The organism is Pseudomonas sp. GM21 (genome assembly GCF_000282215.1).
GTDB lineage: Bacteria > Pseudomonadota > Gammaproteobacteria > Pseudomonadales > Pseudomonadaceae > Aquipseudomonas.
In genome coordinates this window covers 21,350-39,463 of record NZ_AKJS01000198.1, presented here as the reverse complement: position 1 = coordinate 39,463, position 18,114 = coordinate 21,350, and the positions used below count along the sequence as shown (strand labels likewise).

The 18,114-nt window shown below is 59.3% G+C and carries 15 protein-coding genes; 2 read left to right on the top strand and 13 right to left on the bottom strand.

Going from position 1 to position 18,114, the window contains the following annotated elements; translation table 11 throughout:
• Position 1: 1 nt before the first annotated feature.
• Positions 2–715 carry a 6-phosphogluconolactonase gene (gene pgl, locus PMI22_RS00450; protein ID WP_007949452.1) on the bottom strand — a complete coding sequence of 238 codons (714 nt, stop codon included), beginning with the start codon at positions 713–715 and terminating at the stop codon, positions 2–4.
• Entirely contained in the window at positions 702–2,171 is a 1,470-nt protein-coding gene (gene zwf / locus PMI22_RS00455; protein ID WP_007949449.1) for a glucose-6-phosphate dehydrogenase, read from the bottom strand. The genes pgl and zwf overlap by 14 nt, the downstream gene beginning before the upstream one ends.
• A gap of 226 nt (positions 2,172–2,397) precedes the next feature.
• Between zwf and PMI22_RS00460 the strand changes: the two genes are divergently transcribed.
• The gene (locus PMI22_RS00460) at positions 2,398–3,258 is read left to right on the top strand and encodes a MurR/RpiR family transcriptional regulator (RefSeq protein WP_177318169.1); all 861 of its coding nucleotides are present in this window, start codon (positions 2,398–2,400) and stop codon (positions 3,256–3,258) included.
• A gap of 102 nt (positions 3,259–3,360) precedes the next feature.
• Here PMI22_RS00460 and PMI22_RS00465 read toward each other — a convergent pair whose 3' ends face one another.
• From PMI22_RS00465 to edd, 11 genes are all read right to left on the bottom strand, one after another.
• Positions 3,361–4,215 (bottom strand): D-hexose-6-phosphate mutarotase, encoded by an 855-nt coding sequence (locus tag PMI22_RS00465; protein ID WP_007949447.1) that lies wholly within the window; start codon positions 4,213–4,215, stop codon positions 3,361–3,363.
• 114 nt (positions 4,216–4,329) lie between these two features.
• Positions 4,330–5,676: a carbohydrate porin gene (locus PMI22_RS00470; RefSeq protein WP_007949445.1), complete on the bottom strand. Its 1,347-nt coding sequence runs from the start codon at positions 5,674–5,676 to the stop codon at positions 4,330–4,332.
• 127 nt (positions 5,677–5,803) lie between these two features.
• Positions 5,804–6,964 carry an ABC transporter ATP-binding protein gene (locus tag PMI22_RS00475; protein WP_007949444.1) on the bottom strand — a complete coding sequence of 387 codons (1,161 nt, stop codon included), beginning with the start codon at positions 6,962–6,964 and terminating at the stop codon, positions 5,804–5,806.
• 3 nt (positions 6,965–6,967) lie between these two features.
• On the bottom strand, positions 6,968–7,813 hold the full coding sequence (locus tag PMI22_RS00480; protein WP_007949443.1) for a carbohydrate ABC transporter permease: 846 nt from the start codon (positions 7,811–7,813) through the stop codon (positions 6,968–6,970).
• A complete protein-coding gene (locus tag PMI22_RS00485) occupies positions 7,806–8,714 on the bottom strand; it encodes a carbohydrate ABC transporter permease (RefSeq protein ID WP_007949442.1) in 909 nt (302 codons plus the stop codon). The genes PMI22_RS00480 and PMI22_RS00485 overlap by 8 nt, the downstream gene beginning before the upstream one ends.
• A 163-nt stretch (positions 8,715–8,877) precedes the next feature.
• A complete protein-coding gene (locus PMI22_RS00490; RefSeq protein ID WP_007949441.1) occupies positions 8,878–10,170 on the bottom strand; it encodes an ABC transporter substrate-binding protein in 1,293 nt (430 codons plus the stop codon).
• A gap of 117 nt (positions 10,171–10,287) precedes the next feature.
• Positions 10,288–11,547, bottom strand: a complete 1,260-nt coding sequence (locus tag PMI22_RS00495) for a D-mannose isomerase (RefSeq protein WP_007949440.1) — start codon at positions 11,545–11,547, stop codon at positions 10,288–10,290.
• 211 nt (positions 11,548–11,758) lie between these two features.
• A complete protein-coding gene (locus PMI22_RS00500; RefSeq protein ID WP_007949439.1) occupies positions 11,759–13,228 on the bottom strand; it encodes an ATP-binding protein in 1,470 nt (489 codons plus the stop codon).
• Positions 13,218–13,949, bottom strand: a complete 732-nt coding sequence (locus tag PMI22_RS00505) for a response regulator (protein WP_007949438.1) — start codon at positions 13,947–13,949, stop codon at positions 13,218–13,220. Before PMI22_RS00505 ends, PMI22_RS00500 begins: the two co-directional genes overlap by 11 nt.
• A gap of 155 nt (positions 13,950–14,104) precedes the next feature.
• On the bottom strand, positions 14,105–15,058 hold the full coding sequence (locus tag PMI22_RS00510) for a glucokinase (protein ID WP_007949437.1): 954 nt from the start codon (positions 15,056–15,058) through the stop codon (positions 14,105–14,107).
• Positions 15,055–16,881 (bottom strand): phosphogluconate dehydratase, encoded by a 1,827-nt coding sequence (gene edd / locus PMI22_RS00515; RefSeq protein WP_007949436.1) that lies wholly within the window; start codon positions 16,879–16,881, stop codon positions 15,055–15,057. Before edd ends, PMI22_RS00510 begins: the two co-directional genes overlap by 4 nt.
• Positions 16,882–17,099: 218 nt before the next feature.
• Between edd and gap the strand changes: the two genes are divergently transcribed.
• On the top strand, positions 17,100–18,101 hold the full coding sequence (gene gap / locus PMI22_RS00520; RefSeq protein WP_007949435.1) for a type I glyceraldehyde-3-phosphate dehydrogenase: 1,002 nt from the start codon (positions 17,100–17,102) through the stop codon (positions 18,099–18,101).
• The last annotated feature ends 13 nt before the right edge of the window (positions 18,102–18,114 follow it).

Here is an 18,114-nt window from a genome sequence, read left to right as displayed (position 1 = left end):
CTCATGGGCACCAGTAAATCTCTAACGTAGGTTGCAAAAACGCGCGAATCGGCAAGGCGGCGACATCGTCACCGGCCAAAGCAGCACTCAGTGTGGTCAGTTTGGACTGACCGCAAATTGATAGAACTTTGTGTTTGGCCGAAGCCAACAGCGCCCGGCTCATGGTCAAGCGCTGATATGGCACGGTGGGTGCCAGCATCGGGTAGCAACGACGTGTGCCGTCGGCTTTCAAGGCGTCGGTCAGGTTCGGGCTGTTCGGGAACAGCGACGCGGTGTGGCCGTCATCGCCCATGCCCAATACCAGCACGTCGATCACCGGCAGTTCGGACAGCAATCGGTCGGCTTGCTCGGCGGCCTGTTCAAGGTTGGTGCTGGCGCTGTACAAGCTCAGAAACTGAGCCTTGGCCGCCGGGCCCTGCAACAGATAACGCTTGAGCAAACCGGCATTGCTGTCGGCGTGTTCCACCGGCACCCAACGCTCGTCGGCCAGGCTGATCACCACGTTCGACCAGTCCAGCGCCTGTTTGGCCAGGTGCTGGAAAAACGCCACCGGACTGCGACCACCGGACACTACCAGCGTGGCGGTGCCTTGGGCCTCGATCGCTTCACTCAGGTGCTTGGCGACCGTCAGTGCCAGCGCTTCAGCCAACAGCACCGGGCTCTTGAACTCATGGGCGCTGACGCCCTGAGGCAGTTTCAATTCAGATATCGCCATACCACGACCTCCCGTCCCGCGTGATCAGAACAATGGAGCTCATCGGTCCCCAGGACCCGGCCGCGTACGGCTTGGGCGCATCACCGGATTTTTTCCACCCGGCGATCAACTGGTCACACCACTTCCACGCGGCTTCGATTTCATCTTTACGGACAAACAGGTTCTGATTGCCACGCATCACTTCCAGCAGTAACCGCTCGTAGGCATCGGGAATCCGCGCGCTGCGCCAGGTGTCGGAAAAGTTCAGCTGCAACGGCCCACTGCGCAGCTGCATGCCCTTGTCCAGGCCTTGTTCTTTGGTCATCACGCGCAAGGAAATGCCTTCGTCCGGTTGCAGGCGGATAATCAGCTTGTTGCTGATTTGCAGGCGCTGTTCAGGGGCGAAGATGTAATGCGACGGTTCCTTGAAGTGGATGACGATCTGCGACAGTTTCTGTGGCATGCGCTTGCCGGTCCGCAAATAAAACGGCACACCGGCCCAACGCCAGTTGCGGATGTCGGCACGCAAGGCGACGAAGGTTTCGGTGTCGCTCTGGGTGTTCGAATTCGGCTCTTCCAGGTAACCCGGGACTGGTTTGCCTTCGCTGTAGCCGGCGATGTATTGACCGCGCACCACCTGAGTGGTCAGACCTTCCGGGCTGATCGGCGCCAGCGCCTTGAGGACTTTGACTTTTTCGTCGCGGATGCTGTCGGCGGACAGGTCGGCCGGCGGGTCCATGGCGATCAGGCAAAGCAGTTGCAGCAGGTGATTCTGGATCATGTCCCGCAGCTGCCCGGCCTTGTCGAAGTAACCCCAACGACCTTCGATCCCGACCTTCTCGGCCACGGTGATTTCCACGTGGGAGATGTAGTTCTGGTTCCACTGGGTTTCGAACAGGCTGTTGGCGAAACGCAGAGCGATGAGGTTTTGAACCGTCTCTTTGCCCAGATAATGGTCGATGCGGTAAGTACGGTTTTCCGGGAAGAACTGCGCCACGGCATCGTTGACCTTGCGCGAGGATTCCAGGTCCGAACCAATGGGTTTTTCCAGCACCACGCGGGTGTTTTCAGCCAGACCGACCTTGGCCAGGTTCTCGCAAATCGCGCCGTAAACGGCGGCTGGTGTCGCAAAGTAGGCAATCACTCGATGAGCACTGCCGGCCATATCCGCCAGGGCGATGTAATCGTCAGCGTTGAGGAAGTCGACGTGCAGATAGCTCAGTCGAGCCAGAAAGCGCTCGACTACCGCTTCGTCCAGCTCTTTGGCACCCACATAACGACGCAACTCCGAGGCGATATAGGCCAGGTGCTGCTGTTCGGTGCCGGGCTCTCGGGCCAGCGCGATAACGCGCGTATCCTCGTGCAAGAGGCCTGCGCCATCGAGTTGATAGAGGGCAGGAAACAGCTTGCGCAAGGCCAGGTCGCCGAGGGCGCCGAACAAGGCAAAGGTGCACGGTTCAACCGTAATCGAAGGCATGATGTTTGTTCTTTTATCAAGTTAAGCTACAAATACCTTTTTTCAAGGCATCGCTCAAGAGAAAATGTAGTAATAACCACAACATTTTCGCAAAATACAGATTCCGAGTGGTAGCCGGTCGGAGCCATCAGTAGGATAGGCCACCGTTTGGGGCCGCATCCAAGGCCCTTTTGGCATAGCCGAACTCTAATTTGCGCAGCTGACCCAAGGAACATATATGGACCGCGTGCGAAATTTACTGGAACAGATCCAGAACCGCCTTGAAGACCTGAACAAGGCTGAACGTAAAGTCGCCGAAGTGATCCTGCTCAACCCACAGCAGGCCACCCGGTTCAGCATCGCTGCGCTCGCCCAGGCCTCAAAGGTCAGCGAGCCGACGGTCAACCGCTTCTGCCGTTCGTTCGGCGTCAGCGGCTACCCGGAACTCAAACTTCAGTTGGCCCAAAGCCTGGCCAGTGGCGCGGCGTATGTCAGCCGTGCAGTCGAGGCCGATGACAATCCTGAAGCCTATACAAAAAAAATCTTCGGCAGCGCCATCGCCTCTCTGGACAGTGCCTTGCAGGCGTTGGACCCGAACCTGATCAGTCGCGCCGTCGATCTGTTGATCCAGGCCCGGCAGATCCACTTCTTCGGCCTCGGCGCCTCGGCCCCGGTGGCACTGGACGCACAGCACAAATTCTTCCGTTTCAACCTGGCCGTCACCGCCCATGCCGACGTGCTGATGCAACGCATGATTGCGTCGGTGGCCCACACTGGCGAGCTGTTCGTGATCATTTCCTACACCGGCCGCACCCGCGAACTGGTGGAAGTGGCACGCATTGCCCGTGAAAACGGTGCATCGGTACTGGGCCTGACGGCCGAGGGTTCGCCATTGGCCAAGGCCAGTACGCTGAGCCTGAACATTCCACTGCCAGAAGACACCGACATCTACATGCCGATGACCTCGCGCATCATCCAACTGACCGTGCTGGACGTGCTGGCGACCGGCATGACCTTGCGACGCGGCGTGGATTTCCAGCCACATTTGCGCAAGATCAAAGAAAGCCTGAATGCGAGCCGGTATCCGATCGGGGATGAATTTAATTAATTGAAGATTCGCAGCCTCGTTTCACTCGACAGCTCCTACAGGAGATCGCCACACCTGTAGGAGCTGTCGAGTGAAACGAGGCTGCGATCTTTTGAGCCTCCCTTAAATTCCCACCCGCGCCTGCAAACTCAAATGCGCCCTCTCCCCCGGTGCCAGGCTCAAACTGTCGGTACCACCGCTGGCCGCTTCTACACAGACAAACTCCGAAATCTCATTCCAGCTCACGCCCAACAATGGCCGCGAGCCCGGATGCCAGACCACCGTGTCCGCTTGTTCACCGGTATCGATGCATAATTCACGCTGCCAGGCGTGGTCCTTGAGCTGCAATTCGCCGTCGTGCTGGAACACTCGCTGGCACCCGCCATCGACCCGCAATTCGCCTTCCTGCTGACACGTCTCGCGATTCAAGTGGTCATAACCCTGCGCGCCTTCCAGCCAGGACAGCGCTACCTCACCCACATCACCAATACGCCAGTAAGCGTGCAAAGCCTGGCTCAATTGGCACGGCAGGCTGTCCTGATGCTCGGTGCTCAGGCGCAAATCCATGCGCTCGCCAAGGTGGGCATGCAGGTCCACTTGCCAGTCGCACAACTGGAGTTGCCAGTGCAATCGCACGCCATCGTCGCCATGGCTGCTGTCGAGCAACTTCCAGTCGAGCAACCGTGCCCAACCATGGGAAGGCCAGGCGTTTTCGCTCGGATGACGGCCGTACCACGGCCAACACACGGGTACACCGCCACGAATCGCGCCGACCTGCGGCCACCTCGCCGCACACCAGAGCCAGGGCTTTTGACCCGTTGGCTGGAAGTGCAGCAACTGTGCACCCTGGCGACTGAACACGGCCTGACATAGCGGATGATCGATCACCAACACGTCGCGCTTCTGATAGCGCTCCCACGCAAACACTGGTCGTTGGCGCAAGGATTTGAAGAAGCGTTGTAGCGGATGCTCATGCATGTGCCACGGTCCTGAAAATCATCTGTCACCCGGGGTGCGCTACCCCAAAAAAAAGCGGACAGCCTGGGCTGTCCGCAAATATGCGCACATTGAGGGAAGCTTATCGCAACAACGTTAGAACACCGACTGAATTTTCAGGCCGGCCACCAGCGCATCATCAACCTCATCCACACCGCCTGGATGAGTGACGTATTGCAGGTTGGGACGCACGGTCAGCCAGTTGGTCACGTGGAAGCCGTAGTTGATTTCATAGTTGTACTCGGTGGTACGCAGCGGCTGGAACAACGGGTTTTCGTAGTCGGTGACGCCATTGGCTTCGTTGGTCAGCTCGGAGTTTTTCTTCACGTCATCGTTGACGTGGGTACGGGCGAAACCGATGCCCATGTCATCTTTTGGACGCGCATCGAACGGGCCCTTGTACACAAACATCAGCGACTGGTAGTTGTCGACGAAGTTGGTTTCCTTGTCGTGGAACGTGGCGTTGGCCGCAATGTTCAGACCGCGAGTCTTGTCACCGTTGTGGCTGGTGAGTTGTTGTTGTGCGACGAACCAGTAGCCGTGCTTGCTGCTGTGTTCACGATAGGGTTGGCCGGTCGTGGCTGCATCATTGCCGTTGTCGTCTTTGAGGACGTCATTGGCCTCTGCCGTGCTCTTGTAGTAACCGACACGGTATTCGCCCGGCAGGCTGTTAGGGTTAGGCAACCAGACCAGTTCGACGGGCAACACAGTACCCGCGGTACCACTGCCGCTCAGCTTGAAGCCGTTACCGTGCTCCAGTTGCGACGGGTTCTGGTTGTACGCGCCGATCTGCGCATAGAACTCAGGCGAGATGTTGTACTTCACGCGGATCGCGGCCTGCATGACCGGCCAGTTGTACCAGATGTTGGTGGCCCAGTTACCCACTTGGGAACCGCAGAACGCCAGGTTCTGGAACTCGCACGGGAAGGTGTTGAAGTCTTCGCCTTCGCCGAAGTAACCGGCCTTGATGTCCAGTTTATTGTCGAGGAACTGGTGCTTGATCCACAGTTGGGTCAGACGGACCATGTGGCCACGACCGTAGACTTCCTGGGAAGAACTCAAGGTGCCCGCACGCGGGTCGCCGATACGGTCATTGGAGATGTTCTCACCATTACGGTTGGTGAGCTGGATCTTGGCCTGGGTGTTGTCCCAACCAAACAGTTTCTCCAGGTCCAGCGCGGCCCCCAGGCCGAACTGGTCGGCGTAGCGAGCCGTTGTGTCGTCGTTAAAGCCACCGTTGAGGTTGCTGCCGACTTCACCGACGTAGTCCATCTTGAGGTCGATGCCTTGCTCGATCAGCCTGGTCCGCTCGCCACCCCAATCGCCGGTCATCCATTCGGAATCGGCGCTGAACGCGTCAGCTGCATGCACACTACCGGCCAGCATCATTGCTGCAACTGCTGACAACTGGCAGATAAGCTGAGCGTTGTTGGTCTTCTTCATCCCTACTTCCTCGTTTTATTGTTATTAACTTTTCTTTTATTAACGCGGTGACATCGGTTACAGCGAGCAACAGGCCACCCGCTGCGTATCCCCCTGTGGAAGCAGGCTCACTCCCACATATGTGTTCTTAGCGCCCCTTGAATTGGGCCACGTTGGCGCTGTGCGCCTCGGTTTCAGGCTGAGCGGCAACACCAAGACGCTCCCCGGTCTTGGCATCGAATAGCAGCACTTTCGACGGATCGAATTGCAGGGTCAGTGTTTCACCCGGCGCCGGTGCGACGTCCGGTGCCAGACGGCAGCAGACTTTGGTGTCGTTGAGATTGACGAACACCAGGGTGTCCGGACCGGTCGGCTCGGTGACCTGAACTTCAGCGCGAATGGTCGGCAACCCGTTCGGCTCGCCGTTCGCCAGCACGATTTGCTCAGGGCGCATGCCGAGGATCACTTCGCGGTCTTCGAGACCGGCGTCCTGCATACCCAAAGGCAATTCACAACGTGCCTGACCGCTGTCGAGCAGTGCGACCAGACGACCGTCCTTGCGCTGCAAGCGCAGCGGGATGAAGTTCATCGGCGGCGAACCGATGAAGCTCGCCACGAACAGGTTGGCCGGGTTGTTGTAGATGTCTTTGGGCGTGCCGAACTGCTGAATGATCCCGTCCTTCATCACCGCCACTTTGTCACCCAGCGTCATCGCTTCGATCTGGTCGTGAGTCACGTAGACCGTGGTGGTTTTCAGGCGCTGGTGCATCAGTTTCATTTCGGTGCGCATCTCGACCCGCAGCTTGGCGTCGAGGTTGGATAGCGGTTCGTCGAACAGGTAAATCTTCGGCCGACGCGCCAGGGCACGGCCCATGGCCACCCGCTGTTGCTGACCACCGGAGAGCTGACCTGGCTTGCGGTTCAGCAGGTGTTCGATCTGCAGCAATTTGGCGACGCGAGCGACTTCTTCGTCGATTTCGGCGGTCGGCATTTTGCGAATTTTCAGGCCGAAGGCGATGTTGTCGCGCACGCTCATGGTCGGGTAGAGCGCATAGGACTGGAACACCATGGCGATGTCGCGATCTTTCGGGCTCATGCCGCTGATGTCGGCGTCGTCCACCAGAATGGCGCCGCCGCTGATGTTTTCCAGACCGGCGATGCAGTTCATCAGCGTGGATTTACCGCAGCCTGACGGACCGACCAGGATCAGGAACTCACCGTCATTGATCTTCAGTTCGATGTTTTTCAGGGTGTCCGGCAAACCGGCACCGTAGGTCTTGTTAACGTTGCGTAATTCGAGAGTTGCCATGTTCTACCCCTTGACCGCGCCGGACGTCAGCCCACGCAGGAAATACTTGCCAGCGAATATGTAGACCAGCAGTGTCGGCAGCCCGGCGATCATCGCGGCAGCCATATCAACGTTGTATTCCTTGGCCCCGGTGCTGGTGTTGACCAGGTTGTTCAGGGCCACGGTAATTGGCTGGGCATCGCCACTGGCGAAGACCACGCCGAACAGGAAGTCATTCCAGATCTGGGTGAACTGCCAGATCAGGCAGACCATCACGATCGGGATCGACATCGGCAGCAGGATCTTCCAGAAAATCGTGAAGAAGCCCGCGCCATCCAGGCGTGCTGCCTTGACCAGCGCATCCGGGATGCTCACGTAGTAGTTGCGGAAGAACAGCGTGGTGAATGCCAGGCCGTAGACCACATGCACCAGCACCAAGCCAGTGGTGGTGTTGGCCAGGCCCATCTTGCCGAGGGTGAACGAAGCTGGCAGCAGCACGGTCTGGAACGGCAGGAAGCAGCCGAACAGCAGCAGGCCGAAGAACAGTTGCGAACCACGGAAGCGCCACATCGACAGCACATAACCGTTCATGGCACCGATGAAGGTGGAGATCAGAACGGCGGGCACAGTGATTTTCACCGAGTTCCAGAAATACCCGCCGACGACGTCCCAGGCCTTGATCCAGCCGATTCCGTCAATCACGGTCGGCCAGCTCAGCAGGTTGCCGGTACGGATGTCTTCCGGGGATTTGAAACTGGTCAGCAGCATCACCACCAACGGGATCAGATAGACCGCCGCCGCCAGCAACAGCGTTGCGTAGATCGCGATACGGCTGAAGCTCAAGGCCGGTTTGCCAAGTTGATTACTCATGGCGCTTGCCTCGCAGTTCGGAGTACAGGTACGGCACCAGAATCGCCAGGATCGCGCCGAGCATCATCATGGCGCTGGCCGAACCAATGCCCATCTGGCCACGGCTGAAGGTGAAGGAATACATGAACATCGCCGGCAGGTCGGACGAGTAGCCAGGACCGCCGGCCGTCATCGCCGCCACCAGGTCGAAGCTCTTGATCGCGATGTGCGCGAGGATCATGAAGGCACTGAAGAACACCGGGCGCAGGCTCGGCAGCACGATCTTCATATAGATGGTCGGCAGATTCGCGCCGTCGACTTGCGCGGCACGGATGATCGATTGATCGACACCCCGCAGGCCGGCCAGGAACATCGCCATCACAAACCCGGAGGCTTGCCACACGGCGGCGATCACCAGGCAATACACCACGCGATCCTGATCCACCAGCCAGTCGAGACGGAAGCCTTCCCAGCCCCAGTCGCGCATCATCTTGTCCAGGCCCAGGCCCGGGTTGAGCAGCCATTTCCATGCCGTACCGGTGACGATCATCGAGAGCGCCATCGGGTACAGGTAAACGGTGCGAATGAAGCCTTCCTTGCGAATTCGTTGGTCCAGCAACACGGCGAGGAACACGCCGAGCACCAGGCTGATGCCGATGAACATGCCACCGAAGACCGCGAGGTTTTTGCTCGCGACCCACCAGCGATCGTTGTCCAGCAAGCGGGTGTACTGCTGCAGGCCGACCCACTTGTAGCTCGGCATGAAGCTGGAACTGGTAAAGGACAGTACGAATGTCCAGATGATGTAACCGTAGAAACCAACCAACACGATCAGCATGCTCGGCGCGAGTACCAACTTGGGTAACCAGCGTTGCAGCGCATCGAACGGTGAGGCTTTGCTGAAAACCGCCACAGAGCTCATCGGGATAATCCAGGTGAAGAAGTGAGGATCAGAGGGATCCCGTGTGGGAGCGAGCCTGCTCGCGATAGCGATGTATCAGTCGACATTGTTGTTGAATGTCAGTTAGCTATCGCGAGCAGGCTCGCTCCCACAAGGGGAACTCACTCAGGTAAATGCCAAGGGATTACTGGGCCGCTTTGATAGCCGATGCCAGTTGGGCGCTGGCCTTGGCCGGGTCAGCGTTTTTGTCGTTCATGAAGTTGGTGACCACGTCGAAGATCGCGCCTTGTACAGCCAGGGAAGTGGCCATGTTGTGCGCCATGCTCGGTTGCAGGCCGCCGGTCTTGTCGTCTGCCAGGAAATCCTTGGCCGATGCTTGAGCGCAGGAATCGAAGCCCAGTTTTTCCATGTTGTTCAGCATGTCGGTCCGCACAGGGATCGAACCTTTGTTGATGCTGAATACTTTCTGGAAGTTTTCACCCAAAGCCACTTTGGCCAGGTCTTGCTGAGCAGCGATAGTTCCCTTGTCCTTGACGTTGAACACGGCCAGGGAGTCGATGTTGTAGGTGAAGGCTTTTTCGGTGCCCGGGAACGGTACGCACAGGTAATCCGTGCCAGCTACTTTCTTGGCCGCAGTCCATTCGCTTTTGGCCCAGTCGCCCATCATCTGCATGCCGGCCTTGCCGTTGATCACCTCGGCAGCCGCGATGTTCCAGTCACGACCGGCGCGGTTCGGGTCCATGTAGCCGGTGAGTTTTTTCAGCTCGGTGAACGCCTTGGTCATCTCAGGCCCGGAGAGGGTTTTCTGATCAAGGTCCACCAGGGCTTTTTTGTAACCGTCGGCGCCCATGACCGAGAGCACCACGTCTTCAAACACGGTGCTGTCCTGCCAAGGCTGGCCACCGTGGGCGAGCGCGATGAAGCCTGCGGCCTTCAGCTTGTCGCCAGCGGCATAGAATTCTTCGAGGGTGGTCGGGGCTTTGTCGATGCCGGCTTTCTTGAAGACTTCCGGGTTGATCCACAGCCAGTTCACACGGTGAATGTTCACCGGAACGGCCACGTAATCACCTTCGAACTTCACGGTGTCGGAGACTTTCTTCGACAGCAGGCCATCCCAGCCTTCGGACTTGGCGACGTCTTTCAAGGTGTCTGGAGCGAGCAAGCCAATGCTGCCCCACTCCTGGATGTCCGGCCCCTTGATCTGCGCAACACCCGGCGGGTTACCTGCCACGGCGCGACTTTTGAGTACGGTCATGGCCGTGGCACCACCACCACCGGCAACGGCGCCGTCCTTCCAGGTGAAGCCGTCTTTTTCGACTTGAGCCTTGAGTACATCGACCGCTGCTTTTTCACCACCCGACGTCCACCAGTGAACGACTTCCACGGAACCTTTGGATTCGGCGGCAAGCACACTGAGAGGGAGCGCAGACAGGGAGGCGAGAGAAATGACAGTAGCGAGGCGAGAAATCGCATTCATCTAGAAGTACCTTTCTTGTTGTTATGCATGCAAGTCTGGTGCTTGCGCTGCATAAGATTTTAAACAGGAGTTATCCCCTCGCAGGTAACGAAGGGACGCTTGAATGTCACTGCATGGTTACACAGGAGCGCTTTGGGACAACTGCGCCAGAGCCGTGGCCATGCTCGGTGCCAAGGGCAATCGCGGAATCAGTACGGCTTGCCAGGCGTGATACAGATCGGGTTTTCCGGCCCAGATATCGGCGCTTGGGCTGTTTTGCGGATCGAGTTCGTGGTGCCAACTGCCGTCGCAACGGTCAATGAAATGATGGTCACAGAATTCCCAGAATTGTCGGTACCAGTGCTCGTATTGCTCCTCGCCCGTGCGTTTAAGCAACGCGCTGGCGGCGGCGCTGGCTTCGCAATGGGTCCAGTGCAAGCGATGGCGAACCACCGCGCGGTTGTCCCAATCCAAGGTGTAGACAATCCCCGGTGCACCATCGACATTCCAGCCGTGTCGGCAGTTGTGCTCGAAGAGTTTCTGCGCGTCGGTGGCCAGCCAGCCCGGCGTGAGCATCCCGGCCTGAACCCGGGCCGCTTCGAGGTGCAGCAACAACCGCGCCCACTCAAAACCGTGACCGGGCGTGGTGCCGTAGGGGCGGAAACCGTCGGCCGGGTTGTCGTGGTTGTAGTCGCGCAGCGGTTGCCAGGCCTGGTCGAAATGCTCGATCACCAAGTATTGGTTGGCGGCCGCATGACCATGGATCACCCGCTCGACAATGCGCTGGGCGCGGCACAACCAGCGGTTGTCTGCCGTGACATCGGCCAGGGCGAGGAAGGCTTCGGTGGCGTGCATGTTGCTGTTGGCGCCACGGTAGGCTTCTTCTTCGCTCCAGTCGCGATTGAAGGATTCGCGCATCGCGCCTTCCTCCTCACTCCAGAAATGCCTGTCGATGATGTTGATCGCGTCATCGAGCAAGGTTTGTGCACCGGGACGTTTGGCGACCACGGCAGAGCTGGCGGCCAGGGCAACGAATGCGTGCAGATATGCTGCCTTGCCGGTGTTGTCATCCTGCGCATGGGCCACTGCAAACCAGCCACCGGACTCGGCATCGCGCAACGGACCACTGAGCGCTTTGACCCCGTGATCCACCCACTCGGCAAACCCCGGCAAGCCCTGAATGTGGGCCATGGCAAAACTGTGGGTCATGCGCGCGGTGTTCATGGTTTCGGCGTAGGCATTGGCCGGAAGTCGGCCTTTTTCATCCAGATTGCCAAAACCGTCGGCAAGCTTTGAAGCCTTGGCAAACGCCAGCAGGCGCAGGCCTTCAGCGGCGAGCCATTGCTGATGAGCAGGCGCGTTCAGCCAACTGCTGAAGTCTGGTTGAAAGGTGTTCATGGGGTGCCTTTTTTGTTGTTTTGACTGCAGGCAGTCTAAACAACGGGCGGTGACGGGCTTGTAACGAAGGGGGCGAGTTATGTCACTGACTTGTTACATTTGCTTTGAAGGATGTGTTGAATCTTCTGATGCCATCGCGAGCAGGCTCGCACAGGGGGTAACCATAGATGTGGGAGCGAGCCTGCTCGCGATGAACGATAACGCGGTCTAACTAGTCAACACTGCGCGGCAACTGCAACGTCACCCGCAACCCACCCTCACGCAGGTTTTGCAAGCTGACCTCGCCACCATGGCTATGCGCAATATTGCGCGCAATCCCCAGCCCCAACCCATATCCCTGCTGTTGCCCGGCCAGGCGGAAGTGCGGTTCGAACACCTGCTCCAATCGTTGCTCCGGCACACCCGGCCCTTCGTCATCGACGTGCAGGACGAACGCGCTGTCATCGTCATCGATGTGCAAGTGCGCGTTCTGCCCATACTTGAGGGCATTGTCGATCAGGTTGCCAATGCAGCGTTTAAGGGCCAACGGCTTGCCGGGGTACGCCGCCAACGCCCGCCCCTGCTGAGTCACGCGACCATTGCCGGAGGGCGCCAGATACGGTTCCACCAGGCAATCGAGCACATGATTGAGGTCCACCGGCTCGATGTTTTCGTGAATGTCGGTGTCTTTCACACATTGCAGTGCGCCTTTGACCAGCAACTCCAGTTCATCCAGATCACGGCCGAACTTGGCTTGCAGCTGCTCGTCTTCCAGCAATTCCACGCGCAATCGCAGCCGGGTAATTGGCGTGCGCAGGTCATGGGAAATCGCGCTGAACAACTGGCTGCGCTCGGTCAGGTAGCGACTGATGCGTTCGCGCATGGCATTGAACGCGCGCCCCACCTCGACCACTTCACTGCCGCCACCTTCGGCCACCGGCTCCACTTCCGCCCCCAGCGACATGTCCCGCGCAGCCCGCGCCAGGCGCTTGAGCGGTCGGCTCTGCCAGTGCACCAGCAGGCCGATGAACAACAGCAAAAAACCGCTGGTGAGGACGATGAACCAGACCTGCTGTGCGGGCAGCCCTTGTTCTTCAAGGCTGGTGTAGGGCTCGGGCAACAGCGAGGCGATGTACAGCCATTCGCCCGGCGCCATCTGGATTTGCGTGACCAGCACGGGCGGGTTCACAGGTTCCAGCGTCAAGGCGTAGTGCGCCCAGGAGCGCGGCAATTCATCGAGTTTCAAGCCGCCGTTAAAAATTCGCAGGTCGTCGGGGCTGACGAAAGTCACCGAAATGTCGGTGTCCTGGCCCAGCGACTGGCGCAACACTTCGTCCACCGCCTTGAGCACAGCTTCCTTGCGCGGGGTGATCGGCAGCACGTCCATGCCCAAGGGTTTATCGTTGAGCGTCACCACAAATCGGGTGCCGCCCATACTGCGCAACTGGTCCAGCACCAACGGCCTGAAGGCCACCGGCAAAGAACGGAAATAACTGACGCTGGCCGTCATCGAGTGCGCCAGGCTGCGCGCACTGGTGACCAGGCCTTGAAGCTGCGTAGCGCGCAGTTGCGATACCCAGATCACACTCGACAACGTCTGCGCAAACAGCACCGCCAGCAACGTCAGCAGCAACATCCGCCCGAGCAGCGAACGGGGCACCGGCACGCGGTCGGCGAGTTTGCGCAGAAACTCAATGGCCATTGCTGGCAACCACATTGGCGGCCAGTTGGTAGCCGCTACCGCGCACCGTGCGGATCAATCGTGGCGGTTTTTCGGTGTCACGCAGGCGCTGGCGCAAGCGGCTGACGGCCATGTCGACGATGCGATCCAGCGGCATCAGATCGCGGCCACGGGTGGCATTGCCGATGGTGTCGCGGTCGAGGATTTGTTGCGGATGATCGAGGAACAGTTTCAGCAGTGCGAAGTCGGCGCCGGACAGAATCACTTCTTCACCATCGGTGTGGAACAGCCGGTGGCTGACCATGTCCAGTCGCCAGTCGTCAAAGGCCAGCACTTCGCCGCCGTTTCGCTCCTGACCGAACTGCGCGCGGCGCAACAGGGCTTTGATGCGTGCCTGCAATTCACGCGGGCTGAAAGGTTTGCCAAGGTAATCGTCGGCGCCGAGCTCCAGGCCAATGACGCGGTCGGCCTCGTCGGAACTGGCGGTGAGCATGATGATCGGCACCTGGGCCTGACGCGGGTGCTGGCGAACCCAGCGGCAGAGGCTGAAGCCGTCTTCGTCCGGGAGCATCACATCGAGGATAACCAGATCGCTCGGCGCCTCGTTCAACGCCTGGCGGAAACCGGCGCCATCGGGCGTGGTGCGGACCTGGAAACCGGCGCGAGTCAGGTAGGTATCCAGCAACTCGCGTATCTCTTGATCGTCATCGACCAATAAAATCGACTTGTTGACTGAGCTCACGGGGCGGCGTCCTTGTTGTTTGAATTGGGCGGATTATGCCTGATCGTGCGCCGATCGTTCCCACGCTCTGCATGGGAATGCTTCAAGGGACGCTCCGCGTCCAGTGACGCGGAGCGTCACGGGCTGCATTCCCACGCGGAGCATGGGAACGATCATTACTGTGCCTGCTCCAGCGCCACGCCCGCGCCCATCAGGCCGGAATATGGCGCCGTCACCAGCCACACCGGAATGCCTTTGAAGTAATCGCTCATGCAGCCCTTGTCGGCAAAACACCGGGCAAATCCGCTTTCAAGGAAGAAATCGGCAAACCGCGGGATCACGCCACCGACGATGAACACGCCGCCGCGCCCACCGGTGGTCAGCACGTTGTTGCCGGCCACGCGGCCGAGCCAGCAGCAGAACTGCTCCAGCACTTCCAGCGCAATCGGATCGCCCGCCAGCCCGGCAGCGGTGATCGCTTCCGGCGTTTCGAGCACGGGCGTGTGGCCGTCCACCGCGCAAATCGCCCGGTAAACCCGTGGCAACCCGCCGCCGCTCAACGCGGTTTCAGCGCTGACATGCCCGATTTCATTGAAGATGTGTTGCCACAGTTGCGTTTCGCGCGGGCTGCTCAGCGGTAAATCAACGTGACCGCCCTCCCCCGGCAACGCGGCAAAACGCCCGTCGCCAAGGTCCAGCAAGGTCCCTACGCCCAAGCCAGTGCCCGGACCAATCACCACCGCCGGTCGCAACGGTTCCGGGGTGCCTTCGCAGACCACCCGAAACTCGCCCGGCTGCAAACGGGTCATGCCCAGCGCCATTGCCGAGAAATCGTTGACCAGCAACAGTTGCTCGACCTGCAAGGTCTTGCAGAAACCCTTGCGGCTCAGCCGCCAGTGATTGTTGGTGAATTTAAATTCATCGCCACTCACCGGGCCTGCCACGGACAGGCACACCGAGCCGATCGAACCCGGCGCCAAGCCGAGTCCGCTCAGGTAGAGGCTGATCGCCTCTTCCGGGCTGGCGTGGTCGGCCGTCGCCAGCACCTGGACGCTTTCCAATTGCTGGTTTTTCCACAACGCGAAACGTGCGTTGGTCCCACCGATGTCACCGACCAAAGCCAGTTTCAATTAAGCGTCTCCAGGGCAGAAGTAAAGGCGCTGGCGCCCTGCTCTGCGGAGCTGAAGGCCAAGCGCATGAAACCAAACAGTTCGCGTCCGCTGCCAATGTTATTGCCCAACAGGCCCTTGGCAGGTTCACGCGCTGCAAATTCTTCGACGTCCACCTTAAGCTCCAGGGTGCCTTTGACGCCATCGACGCGGATGATATCGCCCTCTTGCACCCGCGCCAAAGCGCCACCGACATAAGCTTCGGGACTGACGTGAATCGCCGCCGGGATTTTCCCCGAAGCCCCGGACATGCGCCCGTCCGTCACCAGTGCCACTTTGAAGCCGCGATCCTGCAGCACACCAAGGAACGGCGTCATCTTGTGCAGTTCCGGCATACCGTTGGAACGCGGGCCCTGGAAGCGCATCACCGCGACAAAATCCTTCTCCAGCAGACCGGCCTTGAAGGCGTCTGCCAGGTCCTGCTGATCCTGGAACACCATGGCTGGTGCTTCGACGATCTGGTTTTCCAGCGCTACGGCCGAGACTTTCATCACGCCGCGACCGAGATTGCCTTCCATCACACGCAAGCCGCCTTCTGGTGAGAACGCACGAGCGACCGGGCGCAGGATGCTTTCGTCGAGGCTGTCGGTCACGCCTTCGCGCCAGACCAGTTCGCCGTTATCGAGGAACGGCTCCATGGTGTAACGGCGCAGGCCGTGACCCAGCACGGTGTTGACGTTCTCGTGGAGCAGCCCGGCGTCCAGCAGTTCACGAATCAGGAACGACATGCCGCCCGCCGCCTGGAAGTGGTTGATGTCGGCTTTGCCGTTCGGGTAGACGTGGCTCAGGGTCGGCACGACTTCGGAGAGATCGGCCATGTCCTGCCAGGTCAATTGAATGCCCGCCGCCATGGCGATGGCCGGCATGTGCAAGGTGTGGTTGGTCGAACCGCCGGTGGCGTGCAGCGCCACGATGGAATTGACCAGCGAGCGCTCGTCGACGATTTCGCCGATGGGCATGAAGTCGCCGCTCTGCTTGGTCAGACGTGTGACCTGGTGCGCCGCTTCGCGGGTCAGGGCATCGCGCAAAGGTGTGTTCGGGTTGACGAAAGAAGCACCCGGCAAGTGCAGGCCCATGACTTCCATCAGCAACTGGTTGGTGTTGGCGGTGCCATAGAACGTGCAGGTGCCAGGGCTGTGGTAGGACTTCATTTCCGATTCCAGCAGCTCTTCGCGACTGGCCTTGCCTTCGGCGTAGCGCTGACGCACGTCGGCTTTCTGCTTGTTGGAAATGCCCGAGACCATCGGCCCGCCCGGCACAAAGATCGTCGGCAGATGACCGAAACGCAATGCGCCCATCATCAGGCCCGGCACGATCTTGTCGCAAATGCCGAGCATCAGCGCGCCGTCGAACATGTTGTGGGACAACGCCACGGCGGTCGACATCGCGATCACTTCGCGACTCGGCAAGCTCAGTTCCATGCCCGGCTCGCCCTGGGTCACGCCATCGCACATGGCCGGCGTACCGCCAGCGAACTGGCCGACCGAACCGATCTCGCGCAGCGCTCGTTTGATCTGCTCCGGGAAGACTTCGTACGGCTGATGCGCCGAGAGCATGTCGTTATATGACGAAACAATTGCGATGTTGGCGGAGTTCATCATCCGCAGGCTGTTCTTGTCTTCGGTGCCGCAACCTGCCACGCCATGGGCGAAGTTGGCGCATTGCAGCTTGCCGCGCATCGGACCGTCGCTGGCGGCACCGCGAATCAGTGCAAGGTAGGCCTCACGCGTGGCGCGGCTACGGGCGATAAGCCGTTCGGTGACCTCTAGGACGCGGGGATGCATGTGTAGAACTCCAGGCTAACGGATGTGGCGACCTGATTGTCTATGCTGAGCAAGGACCGTTGTGATTGGGATGACAGACGGTTTTCTTGATCGGTCGGACCAGTTGATCAGGTCACTCGTTGTAGATTGAACAAAATATTGCCATTAAAAACGCTTGTTTTCTATTTTTATGCGAATAATCTTGTAATTCCAACAACAAAACGACGGCGGCGCTGTAAATGACTCTTCGAATCGCAATCAATGGTTTTGGCCGGATTGGCCGCAACGTCCTTCGCGCACTGTATACCCAAGGCTATCGTCAGGATCTTCAGATCGTTGCCATCAATGATCTGGGTGACAGCGCAATCAACGCTCATCTGCTCAAGTTTGACACTGTTCACGGCACGTTCGATGCCGATGTTCAGCATGACCGCGAAAGCCTGACCGTCAACGGCGACCGCATTGCCGTCAGCGCCATTCGCAACCCGGCCGACTTGCCCTGGGCTGCGGAAAAAATTGATGTGGTATTCGAATGCACCGGCCTGTTCACCGACCGCGCCAAGGCCGCCGCGCATATTACGGCCGGCGCACGTAAAGTGATCATCTCGGCCCCGGCCCAAGGCGCCGACGCCACGGTGGTGTATGGGGTTAACCACGACATTTTGCGCCAGCACCATCAAATCATTTCCAACGCGTCGTGCACCACCAACTGCCTGGCCCCGGTCGCGCAGGTGCTGCACCGCGAACTGGGGATCGAGAGCGGTCTGATGACCACGATCCACGCCTACACCAACGATCAAAACCTCACCGATGTCTACCACACCGACCCGTACCGCGCCCGTTCCGCCACCCAGAACATGATCCCGAGCAAGACCGGTGCGGCTGAAGCCGTCGGCCTGGTGCTGCCGGAACTGGCGGGCAAACTGACCGGCATGGCGGTGCGCGTCCCCGTGATCAATGTGTCGCTGGTGGACCTGACCGTGCAACTTAAGCGTGAAGCGTCAGCCGATGAAGTGAATGCGCTGCTCAAGGAAGCCAGCCAGCACTCGAAAATTCTCGGTTACAACACCCTGCCGCTGGTTTCCAGCGACTTCAACCACAACCCGCTGTCGTCGATTTTCGATGCCAACCACACCAAATCCAGCGGCAAGCTGCTCAAGGTGCTGGCCTGGTACGACAACGAATGGGGTTTCTCCAACCGCATGCTCGATAACTGCCTGGCGCTTTGTAACGCTGAATAACCCGCCGTGAAAA

Excerpts from the sequence above, each read along its gene's own strand:
- pgl (WP_007949452.1), bottom strand. The coding sequence starts at position 715 with ATGGCGATATCTGAATTGAAACTGCCTCAGGGCGTCAGCGCCCATGAG.
- zwf (WP_007949449.1), bottom strand. The coding sequence starts at position 2,171 with ATGCCTTCGATTACGGTTGAACCGTGCACCTTTGCCTTGTTCGGCGCC.
- PMI22_RS00465 (WP_007949447.1), bottom strand. The coding sequence starts at position 4,215 with ATGCATGAGCATCCGCTACAACGCTTCTTCAAATCCTTGCGCCAACGA.
- PMI22_RS00470 (WP_007949445.1), bottom strand. The coding sequence starts at position 5,676 with ATGAAGAAGACCAACAACGCTCAGCTTATCTGCCAGTTGTCAGCAGTT.
- PMI22_RS00475 (WP_007949444.1), bottom strand. The coding sequence starts at position 6,964 with ATGGCAACTCTCGAATTACGCAACGTTAACAAGACCTACGGTGCCGGT.
- PMI22_RS00480 (WP_007949443.1), bottom strand. The coding sequence starts at position 7,813 with ATGAGTAATCAACTTGGCAAACCGGCCTTGAGCTTCAGCCGTATCGCG.
- PMI22_RS00485 (WP_007949442.1), bottom strand. The coding sequence starts at position 8,714 with ATGAGCTCTGTGGCGGTTTTCAGCAAAGCCTCACCGTTCGATGCGCTG.
- PMI22_RS00490 (WP_007949441.1), bottom strand. The coding sequence starts at position 10,170 with ATGAATGCGATTTCTCGCCTCGCTACTGTCATTTCTCTCGCCTCCCTG.
- PMI22_RS00495 (WP_007949440.1), bottom strand. The coding sequence starts at position 11,547 with ATGAACACCTTTCAACCAGACTTCAGCAGTTGGCTGAACGCGCCTGCT.
- PMI22_RS00500 (WP_007949439.1), bottom strand. The coding sequence starts at position 13,228 with ATGGCCATTGAGTTTCTGCGCAAACTCGCCGACCGCGTGCCGGTGCCC.
- edd (WP_007949436.1), bottom strand. The coding sequence starts at position 16,881 with ATGCATCCCCGCGTCCTAGAGGTCACCGAACGGCTTATCGCCCGTAGC.
- gap (WP_007949435.1), top strand. The coding sequence starts at position 17,100 with ATGACTCTTCGAATCGCAATCAATGGTTTTGGCCGGATTGGCCGCAAC.